The organism is Amycolatopsis sp. (assembly GCF_035276945.1).
Classification (GTDB): Bacteria; Actinomycetota; Actinomycetes; order Mycobacteriales; family Pseudonocardiaceae; genus Amycolatopsis_E.
The window spans coordinates 1-20,776 of record NZ_DATELF010000041.1; the positions used below are offsets into that span (position 1 = coordinate 1).

Annotated in this window: 19 protein-coding genes and 2 pseudogenes; 10 read left to right on the plus strand and 11 right to left on the minus strand. The window is 68.5% G+C overall.

Annotated features, from left to right (window positions below):
* On the plus strand, window positions 1-999 hold a 999-nt coding region (locus VJT49_RS05495; protein ID WP_324163592.1), incomplete at its 5' end, for an SDR family NAD(P)-dependent oxidoreductase.
* A gap of 66 nt (window positions 1,000-1,065) precedes the next feature.
* On the plus strand, window positions 1,066-2,067 hold the full coding sequence (locus VJT49_RS05500) for a cell division protein DivIVA (protein ID WP_324163593.1): 1,002 nt from the start codon (window positions 1,066-1,068) through the stop codon (window positions 2,065-2,067).
* Between the two features lie 160 nt (window positions 2,068-2,227).
* Here the strand turns inward: VJT49_RS05500 and VJT49_RS05505 are convergent, their stop codons facing one another.
* From VJT49_RS05505 to VJT49_RS05525, 6 genes and pseudogenes are all read right to left on the minus strand, one after another.
* Window positions 2,228-3,544 carry an amidase family protein gene (locus VJT49_RS05505; RefSeq protein WP_324163594.1) on the minus strand — a complete coding sequence of 439 codons (1,317 nt, stop codon included), beginning with the start codon at window positions 3,542-3,544 and terminating at the stop codon, window positions 2,228-2,230.
* Window positions 3,545-3,558: 14 nt separating this feature from the next.
* On the minus strand, window positions 3,559-4,224 hold the full coding sequence (locus tag VJT49_RS35065) for an MFS transporter (protein WP_414635835.1): 666 nt from the start codon (window positions 4,222-4,224) through the stop codon (window positions 3,559-3,561).
* A gap of 30 nt (window positions 4,225-4,254) precedes the next feature.
* Window positions 4,255-4,840 (minus strand): annotated as a pseudogene (locus VJT49_RS35070) (MFS transporter); the annotation flags it as partial.
* 63 nt (window positions 4,841-4,903) lie between these two features.
* Window positions 4,904-5,974 carry a DNA polymerase IV gene (locus VJT49_RS05515; protein WP_414635833.1) on the minus strand — a complete coding sequence of 357 codons (1,071 nt, stop codon included), beginning with the start codon at window positions 5,972-5,974 and terminating at the stop codon, window positions 4,904-4,906.
* Between the two features lie 100 nt (window positions 5,975-6,074).
* The gene (locus VJT49_RS05520) at window positions 6,075-7,100 is read right to left on the minus strand and encodes a DUF2235 domain-containing protein (RefSeq protein WP_324163596.1); all 1,026 of its coding nucleotides are present in this window, start codon (window positions 7,098-7,100) and stop codon (window positions 6,075-6,077) included.
* 41 nt (window positions 7,101-7,141) lie between these two features.
* Window positions 7,142-8,053, minus strand: a complete 912-nt coding sequence (locus tag VJT49_RS05525) for an alpha/beta hydrolase (RefSeq protein WP_324163597.1) — start codon at window positions 8,051-8,053, stop codon at window positions 7,142-7,144.
* Between the two features lie 133 nt (window positions 8,054-8,186).
* On the opposite strand from VJT49_RS05525, the gene VJT49_RS05530 reads away from it, so the two are divergent.
* On the plus strand, window positions 8,187-9,233 hold the full coding sequence (locus VJT49_RS05530) for a helix-turn-helix domain-containing protein (RefSeq protein ID WP_324163598.1): 1,047 nt from the start codon (window positions 8,187-8,189) through the stop codon (window positions 9,231-9,233).
* Here the strand turns inward: VJT49_RS05530 and VJT49_RS05535 are convergent.
* Window positions 9,212-9,529: a hypothetical protein gene (locus tag VJT49_RS05535; RefSeq protein ID WP_324163599.1), complete on the minus strand. Its 318-nt coding sequence runs from the start codon at window positions 9,527-9,529 to the stop codon at window positions 9,212-9,214. The two genes, VJT49_RS05530 and VJT49_RS05535, sit on opposite strands and share 22 nt — an antisense overlap.
* Window positions 9,530-9,665: 136 nt before the next feature.
* On the opposite strand from VJT49_RS05535, the gene VJT49_RS05540 reads away from it, so the two are divergent.
* The 5 genes from VJT49_RS05540 to VJT49_RS05560 all read left to right on the plus strand — a co-directional run bounded on the left by VJT49_RS05540 (window position 9,666) and on the right by VJT49_RS05560 (window position 14,135).
* Complete coding sequence (locus VJT49_RS05540) at window positions 9,666-11,660, plus strand: APC family permease (RefSeq protein WP_324163600.1); 1,995 nt, start codon at window positions 9,666-9,668, stop codon at window positions 11,658-11,660.
* 290 nt (window positions 11,661-11,950) lie between these two features.
* The gene (locus VJT49_RS05545; RefSeq protein WP_324163601.1) at window positions 11,951-13,153 is read left to right on the plus strand and encodes a sensor histidine kinase; all 1,203 of its coding nucleotides are present in this window, start codon (window positions 11,951-11,953) and stop codon (window positions 13,151-13,153) included.
* The gene (locus VJT49_RS05550) at window positions 13,150-13,548 is read left to right on the plus strand and encodes a roadblock/LC7 domain-containing protein (protein WP_324163602.1); all 399 of its coding nucleotides are present in this window, start codon (window positions 13,150-13,152) and stop codon (window positions 13,546-13,548) included. The genes VJT49_RS05545 and VJT49_RS05550 overlap by 4 nt, the downstream gene beginning before the upstream one ends.
* Window positions 13,545-13,904, plus strand: coding sequence for a DUF742 domain-containing protein (locus tag VJT49_RS05555; RefSeq protein ID WP_324163603.1), 360 nt, complete (start codon window positions 13,545-13,547; stop codon window positions 13,902-13,904). The genes VJT49_RS05550 and VJT49_RS05555 overlap by 4 nt, the downstream gene beginning before the upstream one ends.
* A 54-nt stretch (window positions 13,905-13,958) precedes the next feature.
* Complete coding sequence (locus VJT49_RS05560) at window positions 13,959-14,135, plus strand: hypothetical protein (protein WP_324163605.1); 177 nt, start codon at window positions 13,959-13,961, stop codon at window positions 14,133-14,135.
* On the opposite strand, the gene VJT49_RS35075 is transcribed toward VJT49_RS05560, so the two are convergent.
* The 4 genes from VJT49_RS35075 to VJT49_RS05580 all read right to left on the minus strand — a co-directional run bounded on the left by VJT49_RS35075 (window position 14,129) and on the right by VJT49_RS05580 (window position 17,590).
* Window positions 14,129-14,617, minus strand: coding sequence for an alpha/beta hydrolase fold domain-containing protein (locus tag VJT49_RS35075; RefSeq protein WP_414635834.1), 489 nt, complete (start codon window positions 14,615-14,617; stop codon window positions 14,129-14,131). The genes VJT49_RS05560 and VJT49_RS35075 overlap by 7 nt on opposite strands.
* Before the next feature lie 374 nt (window positions 14,618-14,991).
* Complete coding sequence (locus VJT49_RS05570) at window positions 14,992-15,408, minus strand: DUF6292 family protein (protein ID WP_324163607.1); 417 nt, start codon at window positions 15,406-15,408, stop codon at window positions 14,992-14,994.
* Between the two features lie 828 nt (window positions 15,409-16,236).
* On the minus strand, window positions 16,237-17,277 hold the full coding sequence (locus VJT49_RS05575) for an acyl-CoA desaturase (protein ID WP_324163608.1): 1,041 nt from the start codon (window positions 17,275-17,277) through the stop codon (window positions 16,237-16,239).
* A 109-nt stretch (window positions 17,278-17,386) separates the two neighbouring features.
* A complete protein-coding gene (locus VJT49_RS05580; protein WP_324163609.1) occupies window positions 17,387-17,590 on the minus strand; it encodes a cold-shock protein in 204 nt (67 codons plus the stop codon).
* Between the two features lie 594 nt (window positions 17,591-18,184).
* On the opposite strand from VJT49_RS05580, the pseudogene VJT49_RS05585 reads away from it, so the two are divergent.
* A pseudogene (locus tag VJT49_RS05585) lies at window positions 18,185-18,634 on the plus strand (DUF5994 family protein); the annotation flags it as partial.
* 266 nt (window positions 18,635-18,900) lie between these two features.
* Window positions 18,901-19,101: an RGCVC family protein gene (locus VJT49_RS05590; protein ID WP_324163610.1), complete on the plus strand. Its 201-nt coding sequence runs from the start codon at window positions 18,901-18,903 to the stop codon at window positions 19,099-19,101.
* The last annotated feature ends 1,675 nt before the right edge of the window (window positions 19,102-20,776 follow it).

The following is a 20,776-nucleotide window of genomic DNA, read 5'->3' on the forward strand; positions in this document are numbered from 1 at the left end:
CTCGGCGACGTCCGCGTGCCCGAGTTCGCCGACTACGCGGGCGTGCTCGTGCGCTACTGGCGCGCCCACCTCGACCCGAACCGGCACCGCAGGCAGCGTCCGGGACCGCCGCTGCGCGGCCGCCGCGTCGTCATCACCGGCGCGTCGTCGGGCATCGGCCGCGAGACCGCGCTGCAGGTCGCCGGCGCCGGCGGGGTCCCGCTGCTGGTCGCCCGGCGCACCGAGCAGCTCGAGGAGGTCAAGGCCGAGGTCGAGCGCGACGGCGGCCAGGCGTGGGTCTACTCGTGCGACCTCACCGACGGCGAGTCGGTCGACGCGCTGATCAAGACGATGATCGCCGACCACTCGGGGCCCGACACCGGCATCGACATGCTGGTCAACAACGCGGGCCGCTCGATCCGCCGGTCGATCAAGCTGTCGTACGACCGCTTCCACGACTACGAGCGCGCGATCGCGATCAACTACTTCGGCGCGGTGCGGCTGATCCTGGCCGTGCTGCCGCACATGTCCGAGCGCAAGTTCGGACATATCGTGAATGTTTCGTCGATCGGCGTGCAGGGCATCGCGCCCCGGTTCTCCGCGTATGTCGCGTCGAAGGCCGCACTGGACTACTTCAGCAAGATCGCGGCCACCGAGACGCACGGCGACGGCATCACGTTCACCACGATCCACATGCCACTCGTGCGCACACCGATGATCCGGCCGACCAAGATCTACGACGCGTTCCCCACCAGGTCGCCGAGCCAGGCGGCGGACATGGTGCTGCACGCGCTGAAGGACCGGCCGAAGCACATCGGGACGACGGAGGGTTACCTGATGCAGGCCGCCTACACGTTCGTGCCGGGACTGGTGGATCTGCTCGCCTACGAGGGTTACCGGATCTTCCCCGATTCCGCCGCGGCCGGCGGCACGGGCGAGATCAAGCTCGGCAAGGGTGATCGGCACCTGTCCAAGGCCGCGACGCGCCTGATCAAACTCACCCGCGGCTTCCACTGGTGACCCGCGAGCCGGTGAATCCGTGAGTCCGCCACCGATGACGCGGGGTACTTGGGTACCGTTTTCGGCATGGTGGGAGAGCGAGAGCCGGCGAAGGAACGTGCCCTGCTTCCGTTGAAGCGCGAGTACAACCAGGTCTGGCACGGTTTCGATCGTGGCCAGGTGCTGCAGTACCTCGATCACGTCGAGGCGAACCTCCGACGGATCATGGCCGATCGCGACGCGGCGATCGCCCAGACGAGCAAGATGTCCCGGGAACTGGAAAGCGCCCGCACGGAAATCGCGCGGTTGAACGACCGGGTCGAGGAGCTCAAGCGGCCACCGGAGCGGCTGGAGGATCTCGACGAGCGGATGCAGCGGGTCGTCGACCTCGCCAACGCCCGCGCCGAGGAGGTCACCTCGCGTGCGGAGGTGGCGGCCTCGGAGCACTGGGTGGCCGCGACCGAACTCGCGAACAAGTTGCGTGACCGGTACCAGAAACTGCTCGGCGAACTGGCGTCGCACGCCACCGCGATGCAGGCGGAGCACGATCACGCGCTCAAGGCGACCAAGGCCGAGGTGCTGAAGCTGACCACGGAGGCGGCGCGGCGGCGCACCAAACTCGACGGCGACGCCGAGCGCAAGCGGCGGACCATCGAGCACGAGTTCGAGCAGTCGATGACGGCCCAGCGGGCGACGCTGGAAAAGCACGTCGCCGACCAGCAGACGGTCAGCAAGCAGCAGGCCGAGCGGCGGATCGCCGAGGCGACGGCCGAAGCGACCCGGCTGGTCGACGATGCGATGGCCAAGGCCAAGAAGCTGGTCACGGACGCGACGGTCACGGCCGAGCAGCGGGAACGTGCGGCGAGCCGGAAGGTCGAGCGGCTGAACTCGCTGTCCGAGCAGGCGTTCACGCGGCTGCGCAAGGCCGAAGAGGTGCTGGCCCGCAGCTATTCGGCGCTGGACCCGCTACCCGCCGAGTCCTCTGTGGACATGTCGCGGCCGAAGCCCGTCGAAGGGCCGACAAAGCCCGTCGAGCCGGTGACCAAGCCCGCCGCACCCCCGGTGGCCGCCCCCGTCGCGAAACCCTAGCCCCGCGCGAGTCCCCCACTCGCGGTGTGCGAGTTCTCCGTTCCCGTCGACGACTTTCCACCTCGCGCGACACGAAAACCCGACTCGCGCGACGCGAAGGGCCCGACCCGTCACGAAACCCGACTCGCCCGTCACGAAAACCCGACTCGCGGGTCGGGAGCTAGGGGGTGCGCGGCCAGGGGTTGGCCGCTTCGAGCTGAGCGGCCAACGCCAGCAGGCGGGATTCGCCGCCAGAGGTGCTCACCAACTGCACCCCGATCGGCAACCCGGACCGGTGGCGGGCCGCGGGCACGGACATCGCGGGGTATCCGGCGAAGTTCCACGGCCCGGCGAACGGGGCCACCCGGATCGACGGGAGCGCGTTGGCCAGGCATGACCGTTCGTGCCAGCGCTCGGCCTTCGGCGGCAAGGACGCCAGCGCCGGGGTCAGCAGAACGTCGTAGCCGTCGAAGAACCGCTCCGCCCGCTCGAGCCAGCGCCGCTGGGTGCCGAGCCGGATCAGCCCGGCCGCCCGCAGTGCGCGGCCGATCCGTACCTGGGTGCGGGTTCGGGGCTGAAGCAAGGTCTGGTCCAGTGCGTCGGCCTGTTCGGACGGGCCGGCGAACCACCGGGCCAGGATGCCCAGCGTCGGTTCCACGCCGTACCGGGGAGTGGCCCGCTCGACCCGGTGGCCGGCGCCCGCGAGCAGCTCGGCGACCCGGTCCACGGCAGACCGGAACGAGCGCGGGATGGGTGCATGCGTGAGGGGCGGCGTTGTCGACACGGCGACACGGAGTGTTTTGGGCTCACCGACTTTCGCCAGCGAGGGCTGGTCGGCGAGAACGGAGAGCAGTAAGGCGGCGTCGGCGACGGTGGTGGCGAGGCTGCCGTGCGCGGACATGCCGTACCAGCCGGTCTCGGCGAGCAGATCGGCGCCGGGCTTGATGCCGACGAGACCGCACATCGCCGCGGGCAGCCGGATGGAACCCAGCCCGTCGGTGCCATGCGCGACGGGCACCAGCCCGGCGGCGACCGCGGCCGCACTGCCGCCCGACGAGCCGCCCGCGGTGTAGGCGGGGTGCCACGGATTGCGCGCCATCCCGTCCGGCGCGTCGCTCATCGGCCAGACGCACAGCTCGGGAACCCTGGTCAGGCCGACGATCACCGCACCGGCCGACCGCAACCGCCGCACGATCTCGCCGTCGGCCACGGCTTCCTGGGCAGGCACCGCCGTCAAGCCGCGACTCGCGTACTCGCCGCTGATCTCGGCGACGTCCTTCACCGCCACCGGGACCCCGGCCAGCGGCAGCTCGCCCAGATCCGGGCGCTGCCGGAGCGCTTCCGCCTCCTTCAACGCCCGCTCGGCCCGCACCTTCCGGAACGCGCCGACGACCCGGTCGGCCACCTCGATCCCGGCGAGGGTCCGTTCGGTCACCGCTACCGGGTCGAGCTGTCCGGCCCTGACCGCCGCCGCGATTTCGCTCGCTGTCGCCACCACGAGCGAACCTTACGTCAATTGTCCGCGGCGGCAGGGGTGGTCGCGGTGGTGGCGGTGCCGAACTCGATGCCCTTGGCCTCCTTGCCGACCAAAACGAGCACGGTGACGACGATGAGCACCGGGATGATCGTCGCCGCCAGCGCCAAGGGATAGCCGTGGCTTTCCGCCAGCGCTTCCTGGATGGGCAGGTTGAACGCGGCCAGGCAGTTGCCCAGCTGGTAGGTGACGCCGGGATAGAACCCGCGGATGGCGTCCGGCGACATCTCGGTCAGATGCGCCGGGATCACGCCCCACGCGCCCTGGACCATGACCTGCATCAGGAACGAGCCGAGGCACAGCAGCGCCGCCGTCTTCGAGAACGCGAACAGCGGGACGATCGGCAGCCCCAGCAACGCGCAGAACGCGATGGTGTAGCGCCGCCCGAACCGTTCCGACAGCGAGCCGAAGACCAGCCCGCCCGTGATGGCGCCGATGTTGTAGACCACCGCGATCCAGGTCGCCGTGGTCGCCGACAGACCGGCGCCGCCGGAACCGTGGGCCTTCAGGAAGGTGGGATGGACGTCCTGGGTGCCGTGGGACATCCAGTTGAACGCGGTCATCAGCAGCACGAGGTAGAGAAACCGGCGGATGATCTTCGGGTCGAGCAGGATGTCCTTGACCGAGGTCCGGGTGACGCGCATCCGTTCCCGCGCGCTCTGCCAGACCTCCGATTCCTTGACCCGGGCCCGGATGATCAGGCTGATCAGCGCCGGAATGATGCTCAGCGCGAACAGCCAGCGCCAGGACAACCCCGCCCAGTCCAGCACGACCAGCGACGCCAGCGAGGCGAGCAGGTATCCGAAGGAATAGCCCTCCTGCAATATGCCCGAGAAGAACCCGCGCCGGCCGACCGGAATCTTCTCCATGGCGAGCGCGGCGCCGAGACCCCATTCCCCGCCCATTCCGATGCCGTAGAGCGAGCAGCACGGTGAAGTTCGGCGCGAACGCGCACAGGAACCCGACGACCGAGTAGAAGATGACGTCGACCATGAGCGGGACGCGCCTGCCGACCCGGTCCGCCCACAGCCCGAACAACAAGGCTCCGACCGGGCGCATGATGAGCGTGGCGGTCGTGATGAACACCACGTCCGCGTTCCGCACGCCGAAACTTCTGGCGATATCGGCGTAGACGAAGACCACGATGAAATAGTCGAAGGCGTTCATCGTCCAGCCGAGTACCGCGGCGAGGAACGAATTTCGCTGGTCTGGGGTGAGTCGGCCTCGCCCCGCGGACGACTCTGCCATGGGAAGAACCATAATTCGAACGGCCACGGTTCGCCATCGACGAATTTCGCGAGAATTGTCGGAATTCTCCCCGTTCTAGAATTCCGCGCGCACCCCGAGCAGGCGCACAGGGCGGTCGTCGGTGAACCAGGTCAGTACCTCTTGCGCGGCACGCTCGATCTCCCCGGCATCACTGGTCGGCGCGGGCAAGGTGACGCTGCGGGTATGGGTGACGAACGGCGCGAACCGCACCTTGACCGCGACCCGTGCGGCTGGCCGCCCCTCGGCGACCACGTCCTCGGCGACCCGTCTGGCCAAATTGGACACTTGAGCGGAAATCTCCGCCCGGTCGGTCAGGTTTCGCTGGAAGGTGGTCTCACGGCTCCGCGAGCGCGGCACGTACGGGGTCGCGGTGACCTCCGTGTCGCTGTAGCCCAGCGCGAGGAGGCGGTACCACGGGCCCATCGTCGGCCCGAAGCGTGCGGCCAGGACCGCCGGATCCGCGGCGGCGAGCGCGCCCACCGTGGTCACGCCGAGCTCGGTGAGCTTCTTGACGGTCCTGCGCCCGATGCCCCACAGCGCGTCCGGCGGGCGCCCGGCCATCACCTCTTCCCAGTTCTCCGCGGTGAGCCGGTACACCCCGGCCGGCTTGCCGAAACCGGTGGCGAGCTTGGCGCGCAGCTTGTTGTCCCCGATGCCGACCGAGCAGGACAAGCCGGTCTCGTCCGCGACCGCGCGCCGGACCTCGACCGCCAGCGCCTCGGGGTCGTCGGTGTCGGCGCCGAGGAACGCCTCGTCCCAGCCCAGCACCTCGACCACCACGGGCAGCTCACGCAGGGTCTCCATCACCCGCGCCGAGACGTCCTCGTACGCGGGCGGGTCGGAAGGCAGGAACACCGCGTCCGGGCAGCGTTTCGCGGCCGTCCTGAGCGGCATACCCGACTGAATGCCGAACTCCCGTGCCTCGTAGGACGCGGTGGCCACGACCGCGCGCTGGGCGGGATCGCCCTGCCCGCCGACCACGACCGGCCTGCCGCGCAGCTCGGGATGCCGCGCCAACTCGACCGCCGCGATGAACTGGTCGAGGTCGACGTGCAGGATCCACCGGTAACCCACGGGCTCAAGTATGCCCACGGGATACGCAAAAGCGTGCGTTTGCGAAGCCATGGGGGCGAGGAGGCAGGCCGCCGTACCCCTGTGGGGGGATCTGCGCAGGCGTCACGGCCTGGACACCCGCACCCGTGGGCGCCCTGAACAACACCGCGGGTCAGACGTCCCGCACCGGACCGTCCGCGCGCAAGTACTCGACCAGGTTCTCCGGGGAGTAGTCCTGGGCGAGCCGCTCGTGCCGCTTGTAGGCGGTCAAGGCGAGGCATTGGACAGGGTCGGTGGCGTCCAGGGTCCGCTCGGCCTGCTGGACCAACCGGTACCACATGGTCATGGAATCGTGGAGCGTGCCGAACGGGTCGGGTGCGACGGCACCGTAGTCGATCGCCAGCCCGCAGGCCCGCGCCCGCTCGACCATCCAGGCCATGGAAATGTCGGCCAACTCGCGGTCCGGGTAGCCGCCGCCGACGTCGGAGTGAACCCCGGTGAACCAGACCTGCTCGATCTCCTGGTCGCCGGCCTCGGGGTGCCGCGTCCAGACGGCGGGCCGGAACGGGCCACGCCGCTCATCGATCGCCAGTGCCTGGAACGCCGCGTCCACACGCCGGCTCAACTCCACGTCGTGGAACTGCCAGCGGCGGTTGACGAGGTTGATCAGCCGCAGGCCGCTGAGCGGGATGCCCAGCGAGCCCACGGTGTCCCAGACCCCCACGAACCGGATCCTCGGCTCGTGGGAGTACGCCTTACGGAAGCGCTTCGCCTCGTCGCCGGAAGGGCTGAGTTCCGCGTTCTTCCGGTCCCGGTAAATCGCGTACGCGTCGTCCACCTTGTCCACGTATTCCGGGCGCAGAACACCGCAGTTGTGGATGAAACCGACGGTGCTGCGCGCGGTGTAGGCACCCCGGCTGAAGCCGAAGAAGAAGAGCTCGTCGCCAGGTTCGAAGTGCTCCACGACAAAGCGGTAAGCGTCCCGGACGCAGTGCGAAAGGCCGAGCCCGAAGCCGCCGCCCAGCCATCGGTCCCAGAATCCGCTGGTGCCCACTCCCTGGTGGTAGAACGGCAGTTGGGCCCGCCCGTCGGCGTCGGTGGACAGAACGGCGTCGTGGATCCTGACCACGTTCGTCGGCGACTTCTGATCCCGCGTGTTCCAGGTCCCGTCACAGCAGATCACGATCCTCTTCGACATGACACTCCTCCCGCCCCGGAGTCGGGCGGGAGGAGTTCGCGTTACAACGATCGGCGTAACGCTTCGATCGCGTCCCTGATCATGCGCCGGGTCACGGCCGCGTCGGCCACCATCACCGAGCCGTGGAACGTGCCCGGGTAGTGGTGCAGTTCGACGCTCACGCCCGCCTGGAGCAATCGCTGGGCGTAGGCCAGCCCCTCGTCGCGGAGCGGATCGAACTCGGACGTCGAGACGAACGCCGGGGGCAGCCCGGACAGGTCTTCCGCCCGCGCCGGCGCCGCGGGCACACCGTCCAAAGTGGTTTCCCCGGTCAGGTAGGACTTCCAGCTGATCTCGGCCGCTGGGCGGTTCCACAATGGAGTGTCGACGAAAGTGCGCATGGACACCGTTTCCAGGCTGTCGTCCAGTTCCGGGATGCCGAGGTACTGGAAGCGCAGTGCGGGGCCGCCCCGGGCGCGGGCGAGTTGTGCGACGCTGGCGGCAAGCCCGCCGCCCGCACTCTCGCCGCCGACGCCCACGCGTGCCGGGTCGATACCGAGATCACCCGCGTTGTCCACGGTCCAGCCCAAAGCGGTGTAGCAGTCCTCCAGCCCGGCCGGGAACGGGTGCTCGGGCGCGAGCCGGTAGTCCACCGACACCACGACCGCTTCCACCTCGGTGGCGATCCGCACCGACTCCGCGTGCGCGAACTCGAGATCGCCGAACACGAACCCGCCGCCGTGGAGGTTGAGCAGGGCGGGCAGCGGGCCCGGCCGGCCGGTGGGCCGGTAGATCCGCACCGGCACGCCGTTCGTGGTCGTGTCCTCGATCGACAGCGTGTCCGGTACGGGCGGCTTCGGTAGCTGGGCGAGCATCTCGGCGACCTGCGCACGGGTCGCGGCGATGTCCGTGAGATCGGTCTTGGGCAGCATCGCCACCCACGGGGCAAGTTCGGGATCGAATGCGTAGGTCATGCTGTTTCCTCCGCGACCATGCCGACTCCTTGTCAGCCAGGGTGCAGCATGCGCCATCGCGGCCGTCCGGAACACCCGCCAACCGTTCCGCTTGGCACCCCCGCTGCCCGCCAGGTGGCGGTACTCTGATCGAGTGAAAGGGCTGCTGCTCAGGCTCTCGACCCTGGATACCGGGGCTGAAAGCGCTGTCCGGGTGATCGGGTTCTTCGACACGCTGGTCAAAGGCCGGGCCACCCCGGATACCCTGCTCCGCCGCGCCGCCGTCCTCGCCGAGTGCCCGGTCGGTATGCAGGTGCCTCGCCAGGGTGTCTCGGTCCGCGCCGAACCCAACGGTGAACTGGAGGTTTGCCCCGGGCCACCGGGCGACGCCGCGGTGTTCCGGCGCGGAAGCGACCTCTACTGGCTCGAACGGAAGGGCGAGCCGGTACCCCTCGACGAGATCACGCTCGAACGGTTCGCGTTCGCTGGCGAAATCCTGCTGGATCGCGCGGGCGGGCTGCCGAAGCTGGGCGACCCCGCGCTCGTCGAACTCGTCCTCTCCGATTCGGCCGGGGAGGTGGAACGGTCGAGGGCGCTGCACCTTCTGGGCTTCGCGCCGACCGCTCCGGTCCGGGTCCTGGCGGTCGACGGGGACGCGGAGGCCTTCGCCGCCGCGCTGGGCGGCCGGGTCGCCCCGGTCGGGCGGCTGAACGCCCTGCTGGTGCCGGAACCGGGGCCACCGCTGGAATCCTTCGCCGGAGCACGCATCGGCGTCGGGCCGGTCGTCCCGGCCATCGAGGCCACGCGCTCGTGGCAGTCCGCGCGCAACGCGCTGCGGTTCACCAAGGCCGCCGCGCTCACCCACGCGGACGAGCTGGGCGGGCTGCTGCTCCTCGCCGAGCGGCTGACCGCCGAGGACCTCGCCGGAGTGCCCGACGTCACCGCACTCGACAAGCTGGCGACCGGCCCCGGCGACCCCGACACCCTGGAGGTCCTGCGGACCTTCTGCACCACCGGCTCCGCCCGCAAAACGGCGTCGGCGATCCACCGCCATCACAGCACGGTGGCCACCCGCCTGGCGCGCGCCGAGCGGGTCCTCGGCTTCCCCCTGAACACCCCCGACGGGCATTTCCGCCTCAACCTCGCCCTCGCGCTCCGCCACCTGCGCGACACTGCTGATCAGCCCGGTTCAGCCAGATAACGCTCGTAGACGCGGACCCAGACGTCCAAGTCCTCCAGCTCACCGGCCAGGTGCCGCCCCTTCCCGGTGAGTTCGTAGGACACCGAAAGCGGCGCACACCAATCCCAGGTGCCGGGCTGGCCACACCGCCGGACCAGACCGTATGCCGCCAGCACGCGCAGTGCCGCGTCGAGGTCCCGCCGCCGCGCCCGGAAATCCGACCGCAGCCCGGCGAAGGTCCTGGGCCTGGCGCCGAGCGCGTCCAGCACGTCCACCGCCAGCGGGTGGTCGAGCAGCCGATCAAGGTCCGGAGGCATCCGCATGACGTTAGGCACGGGCGTGGGGCGGGGAACGGCTCCCTGACGCGACCCGGACGCGGAAGGAGCAAATTTTGACGCTTTCTATACGCTCCGGCACCGCCCGAGGAGCCGGTGGTGTACCTACGCTTCGGGCGTGGCTTCTCCGACGTCGGTGCTCAAGCGGCTGGTGGTAGGCCGCCCGTTCCGTAGTGACCAGCTCCATCACGAGCTGCTGCCCAAGCGCCTGGCGTTGCCGATCTTCGCCAGCGACCCACTGTCCTCGGTCGCCTACGCCACCCAGGAAATCATCCTGGTACTGGCGCTGGGCGGGGTCGCCTTCCTGCATCTGACGCCGTGGATCGGGCTCGCGGTGGTCGTGCTGCTGGCCGTCGTCGTGCTGTCCTACCGCCAGGTCGTGCAGGCCTACCCCAGTGGCGGCGGGTCCTACGAGGTCGCCTCCCGCAACCTCGGGCAGTCGGCCGGGCTCGTCGTCGCAGGTGCGCTGCTGGTGGACTACATCCTCACCGTCGCGGTCTCCGTCGCCGCGGGTGTGGACAACATCATCTCGGCCGTACCCGAACTCAACCCCTACCGCGTGCTCATCAACCTCGTCTTCATCGCGTTCCTGGCCGCGATGAACCTGCGCGGCATCCGGGAGTCCGGGCGGGCCTTCGCCGTGCCCACCTACCTGTTCGTGGCCGGGGTGCTGGCGATGATCGTGACCGGGCTGGGCATGGCGGTCACCGGGCACGCGCCGGTCGCCGAGAGCGCGGGCTGGGACATCCGGGCCGAGCACGTCGGCCTGTCCGGGCTGGCGCTGGCCTTCCTCGTGCTGCGCGCGTTCTCTTCGGGCTGCACGGCACTGACCGGCGCGGAGGCGATTTCCAACGGGGTGCCGGCGTTCCGCAAACCCAAGGGTCTCAACGCGGCCCGCACGATGAGCGCGATGGGCATCTTCGCCATCACCATGTTCAGCGGGATCACCGTGCTCGCGTTGCTCACGCACGTCCGGGTGGCCGAGGACACCTGCGACCTGGTGGGTTTCCCCGGCGACTGCACCACGGGGGCGCAGCGCACGGTGATCGCGCAGATCGCTGCCGCGGTCTTCGGCGGCGACCACAGCTTCGGGTTCTACTTCATCCAGGCCACCACGGCGCTGATCCTGATCCTGGCCGCCAACACGGCGTTCAACGGTTTCCCGCTGCTCGGGTCGATCCTCGCGCAGCACCGGTACCTGCCTCGCCAGCTCCACACCCGCGGGGACCGGCTGACGTTCTCCAACGGCATCATCGCGCTCGCCGTGCTCGCCGGGGTGCTGATCTACGCCTTCGACGGTTCCACGACCCGGCTGATCCAGCTCTACATCATTGGCGTGTTCACGTCGTTCACGCTCTGCCAGGCCGGCATGGTCCGGCATTGGAACCGAGAGCTGCCGGGCGCCACCGACCGGGCGCAGCGGCTGCGGATCCAGCGCGGCCGGTTGATCAACGCGTTCGGCGCGTGCTTCACCGGGGTGGTCCTCGTGGTCGTGCTGGCCACCAAGTTCGCGAACGGCGCGTACCTGGTCGTCATCGCGATCCCGTTGCTGTTCCTGCTGATGCGCGGAATCCGGCGACACTACCAGCGGGTGAGCGAGGAACTCGAGCCCGACCCGGACGGCGGCCTCCTGCCCAGCCGGATCCACGCGCTGGTCCTGGCTTCGCGCCTGCACAAGCCCACCCAGCGCGCGATCGCCTTCGCCAAGGCCACCCGGCCGGACACCCTGACCGCGATCACCGTCAACGTCGACGACACCGACACCCGCGAACTGCAACGGACGTGGGAGAAATACGACCTCAGGGTCCCGTTGAAGGTGCTCGAATCGCCGTACCGCGAAATCACCCGGCCATCGGTCAACTACATCAAGAACATGCGCCGGGAAAGCCCGCGCGACATCGTGTGCGTCTACATTCCCGAATATGTGGTCGGCCATTGGTGGGAAAACCTGCTGCACAACCAGAGCGCGCTGCGCCTGAAAGGCAGGTTGCTGTTCGAACCGGGCGTGATGGTGACGAGCGTCCCATGGCAGCTGCGGTCGAGCGCGCACCGGGATCTGGAACGGGTCGATCACCTGCCGGGCGACGTCCGGCGCGGCATCGGCGTGAGCTGACGGCATTGTTGACCACAGGGTTTCCGTTCTTTTGTTACGAGAGCGGCACGCTCGGTGCCTGACCGGGGAACTCGGGGTGCCTGAATGGGGAACTCATTGGGCCTGAATGGAGGACTCGCGGGTGGGGGGCGGAAACGAGTATCTTCGATCGGAACCCCCATGTGAGGACCTGATCGATGCCAGCAGAGGCTGTTCCGGCGGAGCGCTTGCCCATGCGCCAGGCTTTGGGAATCCCGCTCATTGTGACAATCGTCACCGGTGGTCTCTGGTGTCTGGGATTTTTCGCGGGCATGATGCCCGCCATCGCCGCGCTGTTCGGGGCGGGACTGCCGGTGGTGGCGGCGCTTGCCACGTATCAGGCGCAACGCACACGTCAAGCCCTGGATCACATCGACGCCACGAACACCGAGTTGGCGAAGCTCGTCGGCGAGACGCTGCCGACGGCGGTGCGAAAACTCCGTGAGGGCACCCCGGCGAACACCACGCTGGCCGAGATACCCCAGCCCGGCAGCGACGCCCACCGCACGATTCTCCAGTTGCTGACCCTGGAGGTGGCGGCGAGCGAACGGCGGCGCGCGGCGGCGATGGCGGCCAGCGCGAACGCGGCCGGACGCGTTCAGGCCATGACCACGAGCATGCTCGCGGACCTGCGCGAAATGGAGGACTGTTCCGAGGAGATGCTGGGCGACCTGCTGAAGCTCGACCACAGCACCGCACAGGTGGGCAGGCTGGCCGACAGCATCGCGGTGCTGGCCGGTGCGCGGTCCGGCAGGCGGTGGACCAAACCCATCGTGATGGAGAGCGTTCTGCGCGGCGCGATGGGCCGCATCGGCGCCTACCAGCGGGTGCGGCTGCATTCGACCAGCACCGCCGCGATCGTCGGGTACGCCGCCGAAGACGTGATGCACGCCCTCGCCGAACTGATGGACAACGCGACCAGGTTCTCCGCGCCGTCAGAAGAGGTGCACGCCCATGTCGAAGAGCTGCACAACGGGATCGTGGTGACCATCGAAGACGCCGGTCTGGGCATGAAGTCCCGGACACTCGAGCGCGCCGAGGCCGCCGTTTCCGCGTCCGAGCCGCTCGATCTGGCGAAGCTGTCCGGCACGCGGCTGGGTTTGGCCGTGGTGGGCAGCCTGGCCCGCAAGCACCGGCTGGAAATCTTCTTCCGGCCGTCGTCACGCGGTGGAACGAGCGTGGTCGTCCGGATCCCGAGCCAGCTCATCACCCGGCCCCGCGCGGAGAAGACGCCGGTCAACGCGCACCCCACGGTGCCGCCGCCCGCCACGAAACAGCCCGCGGCCTCGGGTCTGGACGGGTTGCCGAAACGGCGTCGCGGGCAGGCGCTCGCGGCCGCTCCGGTACCGGAAGTTCCCGCGCCCCGGCCGACAACGACCCGGCCCCGAGCCGACTCCGGTGCCCGTTTCGACGCCTTCCGGCAGGCGAAGCGGCGCAAGCCCACCACCGAAACCGAAACAGGGAACGAACGATGAACACGACGCAGGACTGGCTGCTGGAGAACCTGGTGCGGAACACGCCGGGAGCCAGACACGCACTGGTGTTGTCGCGCGACGGGCTCAAGATGTGCCACACCAGCGGTCTCACCATGGACAAGGCCGACCATCTGGCCGCCGTCGCCGCGGGCCTGCAAGCGCTTTCCCACAGCGCTTCCATCGAGTTCGGCGACGGCAGCGGCGGGATCCGGCAGTCCATGACGGAGTTCCACGGCGGGCTCCTGTTCATCATCGCCGCGGGCGAGGGCGCGCACCTCGCGGTGATCGCGACCGACAGCGCGGACGTCGGCCTGATCGGCCACAACATGGACGAACTGGTCGAGCAGCTCGACGAGTTCCTCACCTCCCCGCCCCGCGACCGGCAGTACACATGAGCAGACGCGCGCTCGACGAAGAGGATCCCGACCGGCTGTACACGGTCACGGGTGGGCGAAGCCGGGCCGAAGACGACCACCTCGACGTCGTCACGCTGATCGTGAGCGCGGCCGAGCCCGTCCCGGGCATGCAGTCCGAGTACGCCAGAATCCTGCGGATGTGCCGGGCACCGACGTCCGTCGTGGAGATCTCCGCCGAGCTCCGGCTACCGGTGAGCGTGGTGCGGATCCTGGTGTCCGACCTGCTCACCGCCGGCAAGGTCGCCGCGCGTCACCCGTCCACCGGCCGCGCCCGGCCCGAGCTGCCGGACGCCGCGTTCCTCGAGAAGGTGCTCGTCGGGCTGCACAACCTCTGAGTTTCGAGCCTGCCCGCTGGGAACCCCCTGGGTTGCCGGTAAGGAGGCAGCCCGATGAACCACAAGCCGCAGGACAAACCCGACACCGCGCCGGGCGTACCGGAGCCCGAACCCCCGGAGGGCGGACCGAACAAGGACGAGGAAACCCCGAACCCGGCAGATCTGGCCCCCGGCTTCGGCGGTACGTCCGAAAGCAGGCCGTCCTCAACCGAGGAGGAGAGCGATCAATGACCCGTTACTGGCGTTCTTGACCGAAGGAGTGCGCCACGACTTCCTTCAGCTGACGGCTGCCCACCACAAGCTTCCGGAAGGTGGTCAAGGAGTGGGAGCGTCAAGGTACGCGGGTACTGAGGAACTTGCCGATCTGTTGCTGCGGCGGCCTCGGGGGTGCCGAGCATGAGCGGGTACACATGCGGCAGCCCCTTCCCGACCTGCAGCGTGGCGTCGACACCCGCGGCCGTGGCCGCCGCCGCAAGGCGCTCGGCATCGCTGAACAGCAGTTCGGCCGTGCCGACCAGCACCAGCGGCGGCGGAAGCCCCTTCAGGTCGGCGAACAACGGCGACGCCAGCGGTGATCGCGGGAGTGCCATACAGCCCGCAAAGGATGCTCGGGCGCCAGCCGGCCCTCCGGGAACAGCACTCGCATCCCGCCCGTCCGAGCGGTGCCGCCAGTTCGCCGTGGCTGCGCACCGAGCCCAGGGAAAAGCCACCACCGTGCACGAACAACAGCACGCGGTCGGATTCCCCTTCCGGGGGCGAAAGCCAGTGGCAGGGCACGCCGACGGCCGTCACCTCGCTCACGTCCACGTCGTCGGGGATGGGGTGCGACCGGCCTGCGGGGGCGAAGTTGGCGCGAGATCGGTCCAGCGGCGGCGGAAGTTGGCCCGTCCGGGCCTGCCTCACACCGGACACCGACACCCCCCTGTCACACCTCGGCTCCCTCGGAACCGATACGCACGCTCGTCGGCACGGGCCCAACCGTATTCGGGTGCCACCACGCTGCTGCCACCAACGGGGAAAGCTCACTTCCCCGTTCCGCGGCAGGACGAACAGGACGGGCGGGCAAGTGCTGACAGGCCCTCCGCGGTCAGTCCGAAATGTACCGGGCCAGACGTGCGGCAAGCATGTGTCGGTTGATCGGATCTGGCCGAGCTCGGTCAAGGGCGACCCTCCTACGGTGCCCGGCAAGTGTGTTGGTGACGAACCGGGCGAGCGGACGAGGTGGCGGCAGCGGGTCAGCGCCGAACTCGGCGACGACGAGAGTCAGTTCGGCGGGTGTGGTCTCCACGGCGATCGACCACCCGGCGCATTCGCTCCAGTTGAGCATGAGGTCACGTCCCGGACGTGCGGGCCAGCGTGCCGCCAGTCCAATATAGGCAGTAGCGGTATCGCTGATTTCGAAGCTTGTGCCCTCGGCGGGAAGATCCAATTCTTGGGCTACCGCACGAACGTAACCGGCCAAGCCACGGAACAAGGCTTGCGTAACGTCGACATCAACGTCCATGCCCGCCATCCTGTCGCTGCCGTCGTCAGCAGATCCGACGTAACCGGGTCACCGGGTTCGGCACCACTGGGTGCCTCGAGCTTCTGTCGCGTCCGCGAGTTCCGCAGGGAACGCATCGATTTCCGAGATAATCTTGGGGTCCGAGGGCGACGCCGGTCATCGGTTGCTGAAGTGAAAGCGGAACTCCACGTCTCGTCGCCGTCGGCGAACTCGGCCTCGGCCACCGGCTGGCCGCTGGCAGCAGGACGATACGGCGTCCAACCGGGGTGGGCGTGGGGTCGGTTGCCTCATGTCCGGATCGTGGCTCCGGCCCAGGATCGGGTATGCGGTGCTGGTTTGCGCAGAACCCCACGATCGCCGGCCTGGCCGACCGGCACGACGCTCGCCACGGTTGACCATTTCCACTGACAGAACCACCATCAACACACGGCCCGCGACCACCGGCCCGAGATGGTCCCTAGCTCGTGGCAAGCGGTGGTCTCTTCAGCCTTCAGCCTGGCAAGCGGCAAGCGTCATGAGTTGGAGTTCCTCCTCGATGTTCGAGCCCGCGGACGACCTTTGCCGTCCCTGCCCGGCCGGTTGTGCTGGCGTGGTGGTGTACCGGCCCGGAAGCCGCCAGCGGGAGGAAGATCGGCTGGTGGTGGCTCCGCGCCCGGGGACGCCGGTGGTGCGATGAACCGTGGATTGAGGTCTTGTGCCGCCCTCGTGTGAGCTGGGACTGCGTCCCGGCGATAGTCGACCGCCTCGGGGTTTGGACGGTGGCTGAACACGAGCGGGGGGACGAGCGCTGATGACGTCAAATGAGGATCCTTACTATGGTGGGCGTTCCTATGCGGACGCCGTTGGCGCAGCCCGTAGTGGTGCTCCGATTGCGTGCAGGTGGCGCAGCACCTCGGCATAGGAGCCCGCGGCGCTGGTCTGGCTGTAGGGAAGGCCGCGCCGGCGGCAGAACTCTTGCACGACGGGCTGAGCGCGGCGAAGGTTCGCGCGCGGCATACCGGGGAACAGGTGGTGCTCGATCTGGTAGTTCAGCCCGCCCAGCGCGAAGTCGACGATCCAGCCACCACGGACGTTGCGGGAGGTCAACACCTGCTTCCGCAGGTGGTCCAGCTTCTCTCCGGCAGGCAATGTCGGCATGCCTTTGTGATTGGGCGCGAACGAGCACCCCAGGTAGACGCCCCACAGCCCCTGGTGCACGGCGATGAACGCGATCGCCTGCAGTGGTGAGAGGACGAGGAACACCGCCGTCAGGTAGCCGACGATGTGCGCGACCAGCAGCGTGGCCTCCACCCTGGTGGCTTTGACCTCGTTGCGCCACACCGCCTGGATGCTGGCGACATGGAGGCTCAGGCCTTCCAGCAAGAGCAGCGGGAAGAACAGGAACGCTTGGTACTTCGTCATCCAACGCAGGAAGCCTCGCTTGCCGGCGGCCTGCGCATGGGTGAACGAGAGCAGCGGAATATCGAGGTCCGGGTCGTCGTCTTCATGGTTCGGGTTGGCATGGTGCCGGTTGTGCTTGCCGACCCACCACTCGAAACTCAGCCCCACCAGTGCGCCATGTAGGTAGCCGACGATGTTGTTGGCGCGCCTGCCACGGAAGATCTGCTTGTGACCCGCGTCGTGGCCGACGAACGCGAGTTGGGTGAACACCACGGCGAAGAACACCGCGGTCAGCAACTGCCACCACGATGAGCCCAACAGGGCGAACACCGTCCAGCCCCCCGCCATCAGGGCCGCGTTCATCCCGAACCTGAGTGCGTAACTGCCGGGGCGGCGATCGAACAGGCCTCGATCCTTGATCGTGCGCGTCAGTTCGGCGAAATCGCCGATGGATCGTGGAGGGGATGACGGTGCGCCGGTGGATGCCATAGACCATCAGAGCTTTCTGTTGAAGCGGCACGCTCACCGGCATCCCGAGGGAGCCGGTGGTGCTCACCACTGAGTGAACCGGTAACGAACACCGCCGATCGGGTCTTGCTCAGAGAGCGCGAACGCCGATGGCCTGCGGGCCTTTGGCGCCTTGCCCGATGTCGAACGTCACCCGCTGGCCTTCCTCGAGGCTGCGGAAGCCGTTGCCGGTGATCTCCGAGTAGTGCACGAAGACATCGGCGCCTCCGTCGTCAGTGGCGATGAAGCCGAAGCCCTTCTCGCCGTTGAACCATTTTACGGTTCCCTGTGTCATCTGTCTCCTTCCGAGAGCTGACCGACCGAAAGCCCGCACCGTGCGGGCACCGGAGCCGCAGGCTCGAAACGGTCGCTGCAGCTACTGCGAAGGCAAGAGCAACACGCCCGCATCAAGAATTCCGCGGAGCGTGGCAGAACACGAACACGCAAAACATGCGACAACCAGCACAACGTCCCGACTCGCCGGAAAGTTCCTGCCGAAGGGCAACGGGCCGAGCCACAGCCGCACCCGCAACGCCACCATAACCGGCACCGCCCACCGGACACCCGGCGGGGTGCCGTGGCGGCCGGAGCCCTCGCCCAGCGCGCTGGGCCGGTCGCCACCGACAGTGCGTTGAGCAGGCGATCACGATGCTCGCGCCCGGGTGGCCGCATGGGGCGTAGTGTTCGAGGTGTCGGGAGCATCTCGTACGCGAGCGGTCAAGCCCGCGTCGTCCTCGATGAAAGCCCAGGTCGGCCGTGTTCACGGCCGGGGACGGGAGCATCGGCATGACGTCGAGCCCGCGCACACTGATCGCCACCCCGTTGACCTCGACGGTCATCGAGCAGCCTCGGCAGGCACCGCGCTCGCGGTTCGAGGCCGAAAGGGCCCACCACGGGGTATGCCGGCGACGCGTGGTTGCCCCGATCCCGGGACCTGGCCGCCGAAGTGCCGCTGCTGCCTGCGGTGCTGACGATTCGGCCGGGCCGGATCGAACGGGTGACCTACAACGTGACCAGGTGGCAGCCGACCCCGCGCCGTCTCACGATCGGGGGACGCACCGCCCGGTTGAAAGGGTTCCGCACACGGCACCCCGACACGGTGACGGTGACCGGGCAGGCCCGGCAACGTCTGACCCTGCTCGTAGTCCCACCCGACGCCACCCCGGCGACCGTGCACCACGCGCTGATGACGGCATCGCGGCGAGACAACGTCGACCGTATCGAGGCGCTACTCGCGCTCAGCCTCGTCACACCGGTTGGCGCGCTGGACAGCAGTGGCACGGACCACGTGGAGACGGCGACGCAGCGGTGGGAAGCCGACGGCGGCCGGATCCGGTGAACGCATCGAGCGCGCTTCGCCGGTTTCACCGCGGATCGGTCTTCGCCGTCGTCCCACCAGGAAACACCCGGGCGGCCGCCACCGTCCGTCGCAATGGCATGGTCGGCGAAACCCGCAAGCACTTCGGACTCATTCTGCGAGTCTTCCGGCTCCGCTCGGCCGACCTCGACCGGGCCGGCCCCGAACGCCCGGCTCCCACCCACTCTTAATGCGAACTGACCGGAAAGGCGACCGGCATACGGAAAGGGGAGCCAGCGGCCATGCCGATGACCGAGGGGAAAGCGACCGACACCGAACCGGAGGCCGGCGTTACGTGTGCGGCGTGTCCGCATCGATGGGACGCGCACGATTCGATCGGAATCAGGTACTGCTCCGCGACCGTGGCCCGCGGGCTGCACCGAGGATGCGTCTGCGCCGGCAGCGCCGCGGCGGAACCGCAGTCACCTTCCGTTACGGGCAACGGGTGAAAGCAGCCGGTGGGATGAGTCGGCTGCGCCTTCCACCCATGACGCCGAGGTCGCCACGCTGACGGTGTTGGTGCGGCCAGCAGTGCCGGGGTGACGGACGAGAGCTGGCGGATCGAACCCAGCAGCGGCTTGCGTCACTACCGCGACCTCCACGTGCCTGCGGGTGTTGCTGCCGGCCGGCGCAAGGGACGCATGGTCGTCGGCCGCGGCAGCGACGCCGCCGATGTCGCGATGGCAACGACGCTCGGCGGCCGGCGACTGGAGTCCATGCTCGTCTACGCGGCGGGGCCCCCGCCCACCACGACATCGACCGGCTGCCATGGCCCGCATCGGGGTCGAGGGGTGGCCAAGCCTGTCGACACGAGCTACCGGGCCGGGGTCCGGCTGGCTCGAGGTCGAGCGCCACGTTGGTGCGGTGGTACTCGGCGTGACCGGCAGCCCGCGGCATCCGACAATGCTCGTGCTTGGCCAAGCTGACCAGCAAGGCCGAGTACGGATGGTCGGCCTGTCCTCCACGCTGTCGCACCCGCGCTTGCCTCCCTCGCCGGAAGGCTTCGGCCGACTGGCCGACAGCAGCGGGCGTCGGGGATCGTGGCCGGCTTGCCCGGAACCATGGGCGGATCAACGGGAGATGACGCACGGCGGGTCAGGCTGACATCCGGGTGAGTGCCCCAGACGGGACTCGAACCCGCACTTGATCGATTTGCGGTCGATCATGCTTGTTGTCTGCGGTTGACTGCCGTTCCCTGCCCCTGCCTGCATGGATAGCATAAGCGAACGATCATCAAACACTACTGATGGTGGTCGTTTGCCGTTGATTCCTGGGAGTAAAGCGGGAAGATGATCTTTTGAATCCTGCCCTGCAAGGAGTGGGCTTCTCGGTGGTCTCCCCGTCGGCTGGCGTGCCCCGATCAGGTTGCCAGGGTGTGGAGGGTCGGCCATCCGGGTGGACCGGCATCCGATCGCGAGCTCATCGTCTGATGGTGACGGCCGGTTCGCCCGGATGGCTGTGCCCGGAATGCCCTGGCGACCTGATAGACGCCTGTCTTGCCGATGGGGAGACCACCGACGTGACCACGACGTTGGTGAGGAGCCTGCCCAGTGCCGGCCGTTTGCTTGCCGGTGCTGGTCCGCCCTCCTCCCCGGAGGTTGCCCGTCTGGCGAAGACACTGTGCTTCTCCCCCTGCGGCGGCTGCGTGGCCGCCCGGCCTTCCTCGTCCGGCCGCCGCGCGGGACCGGCGCCAGCCGCACGCCCGCGCTTGGCGGCCGGAGACAACATCGGGCCGGATCAGCGGCCGCGTAGCGGCCGCCTTGAACAGGTAAAGAAACTCTGAACACGATGTCCTTTGCTAGTCACCGGAGCGCGAGCAACTCCGGATGGAACCCTGATGAGGTGTGTCGGTATCGGACTGGTGTGGCCTCGGCTGCTGTAGCGTTCTAACGTCTGGTGAGCGCGTGGTCTGAGAGACAGAGGGACGGGAGCGGAAGTGGCAGGGAGGATGCCAGTGAACGAACGCGGGAAGTCCTCGTTGGACGAGATCATTGCGGTCGAGAAGGCGCATGCAATCCTCGCTCTTCTAGACAAAGCAGGTCGGCGCCGTGCGCTGCTAAAGCTTGCTGCTGATCTAGGAGTTGATCTTGCAGAGGTCGACAAAGCGAACCGGCCCACCCTTCG

Bases quoted from the DNA above. Each gene is read 5' to 3' on its own strand.
- VJT49_RS05555 (WP_324163603.1), top strand. From the start codon at position 13,545: ATGAGCAGACGCGCGCTCGACGAAGAGGATCCCGACCGGCTGTACACG.
- VJT49_RS35065 (WP_414635835.1), bottom strand. From the start codon at position 4,224: ATGCGCGTCACCCGGACCTCGGTCAAGGACATCCTGCTCGACCCGAAG.
- VJT49_RS05535 (WP_324163599.1), bottom strand. From the start codon at position 9,529: ATGCCTCCGGACCTTGATCGGCTGCTCGACCACCCGCTGGCGGTGGAC.
- VJT49_RS05545 (WP_324163601.1), top strand. From the start codon at position 11,951: ATGATGCCCGCCATCGCCGCGCTGTTCGGGGCGGGACTGCCGGTGGTG.
- VJT49_RS05590 (WP_324163610.1), top strand. From the start codon at position 18,901: ATGACCGAGGGGAAAGCGACCGACACCGAACCGGAGGCCGGCGTTACG.
- VJT49_RS05580 (WP_324163609.1), bottom strand. From the start codon at position 17,590: ATGACACAGGGAACCGTAAAATGGTTCAACGGCGAGAAGGGCTTCGGC.
- VJT49_RS05550 (WP_324163602.1), top strand. From the start codon at position 13,150: ATGAACACGACGCAGGACTGGCTGCTGGAGAACCTGGTGCGGAACACG.
- VJT49_RS05570 (WP_324163607.1), bottom strand. From the start codon at position 15,408: ATGGACGTTGATGTCGACGTTACGCAAGCCTTGTTCCGTGGCTTGGCC.
- VJT49_RS05575 (WP_324163608.1), bottom strand. From the start codon at position 17,277: ATGGCATCCACCGGCGCACCGTCATCCCCTCCACGATCCATCGGCGAT.
- VJT49_RS05525 (WP_324163597.1), bottom strand. From the start codon at position 8,053: ATGACCTACGCATTCGATCCCGAACTTGCCCCGTGGGTGGCGATGCTG.
- VJT49_RS05560 (WP_324163605.1), top strand. From the start codon at position 13,959: ATGAACCACAAGCCGCAGGACAAACCCGACACCGCGCCGGGCGTACCG.
- VJT49_RS05500 (WP_324163593.1), top strand. From the start codon at position 1,066: ATGGTGGGAGAGCGAGAGCCGGCGAAGGAACGTGCCCTGCTTCCGTTG.
- VJT49_RS05520 (WP_324163596.1), bottom strand. From the start codon at position 7,100: ATGTCGAAGAGGATCGTGATCTGCTGTGACGGGACCTGGAACACGCGG.
- VJT49_RS05515 (WP_414635833.1), bottom strand. From the start codon at position 5,974: ATGGCTTCGCAAACGCACGCTTTTGCGTATCCCGTGGGCATACTTGAG.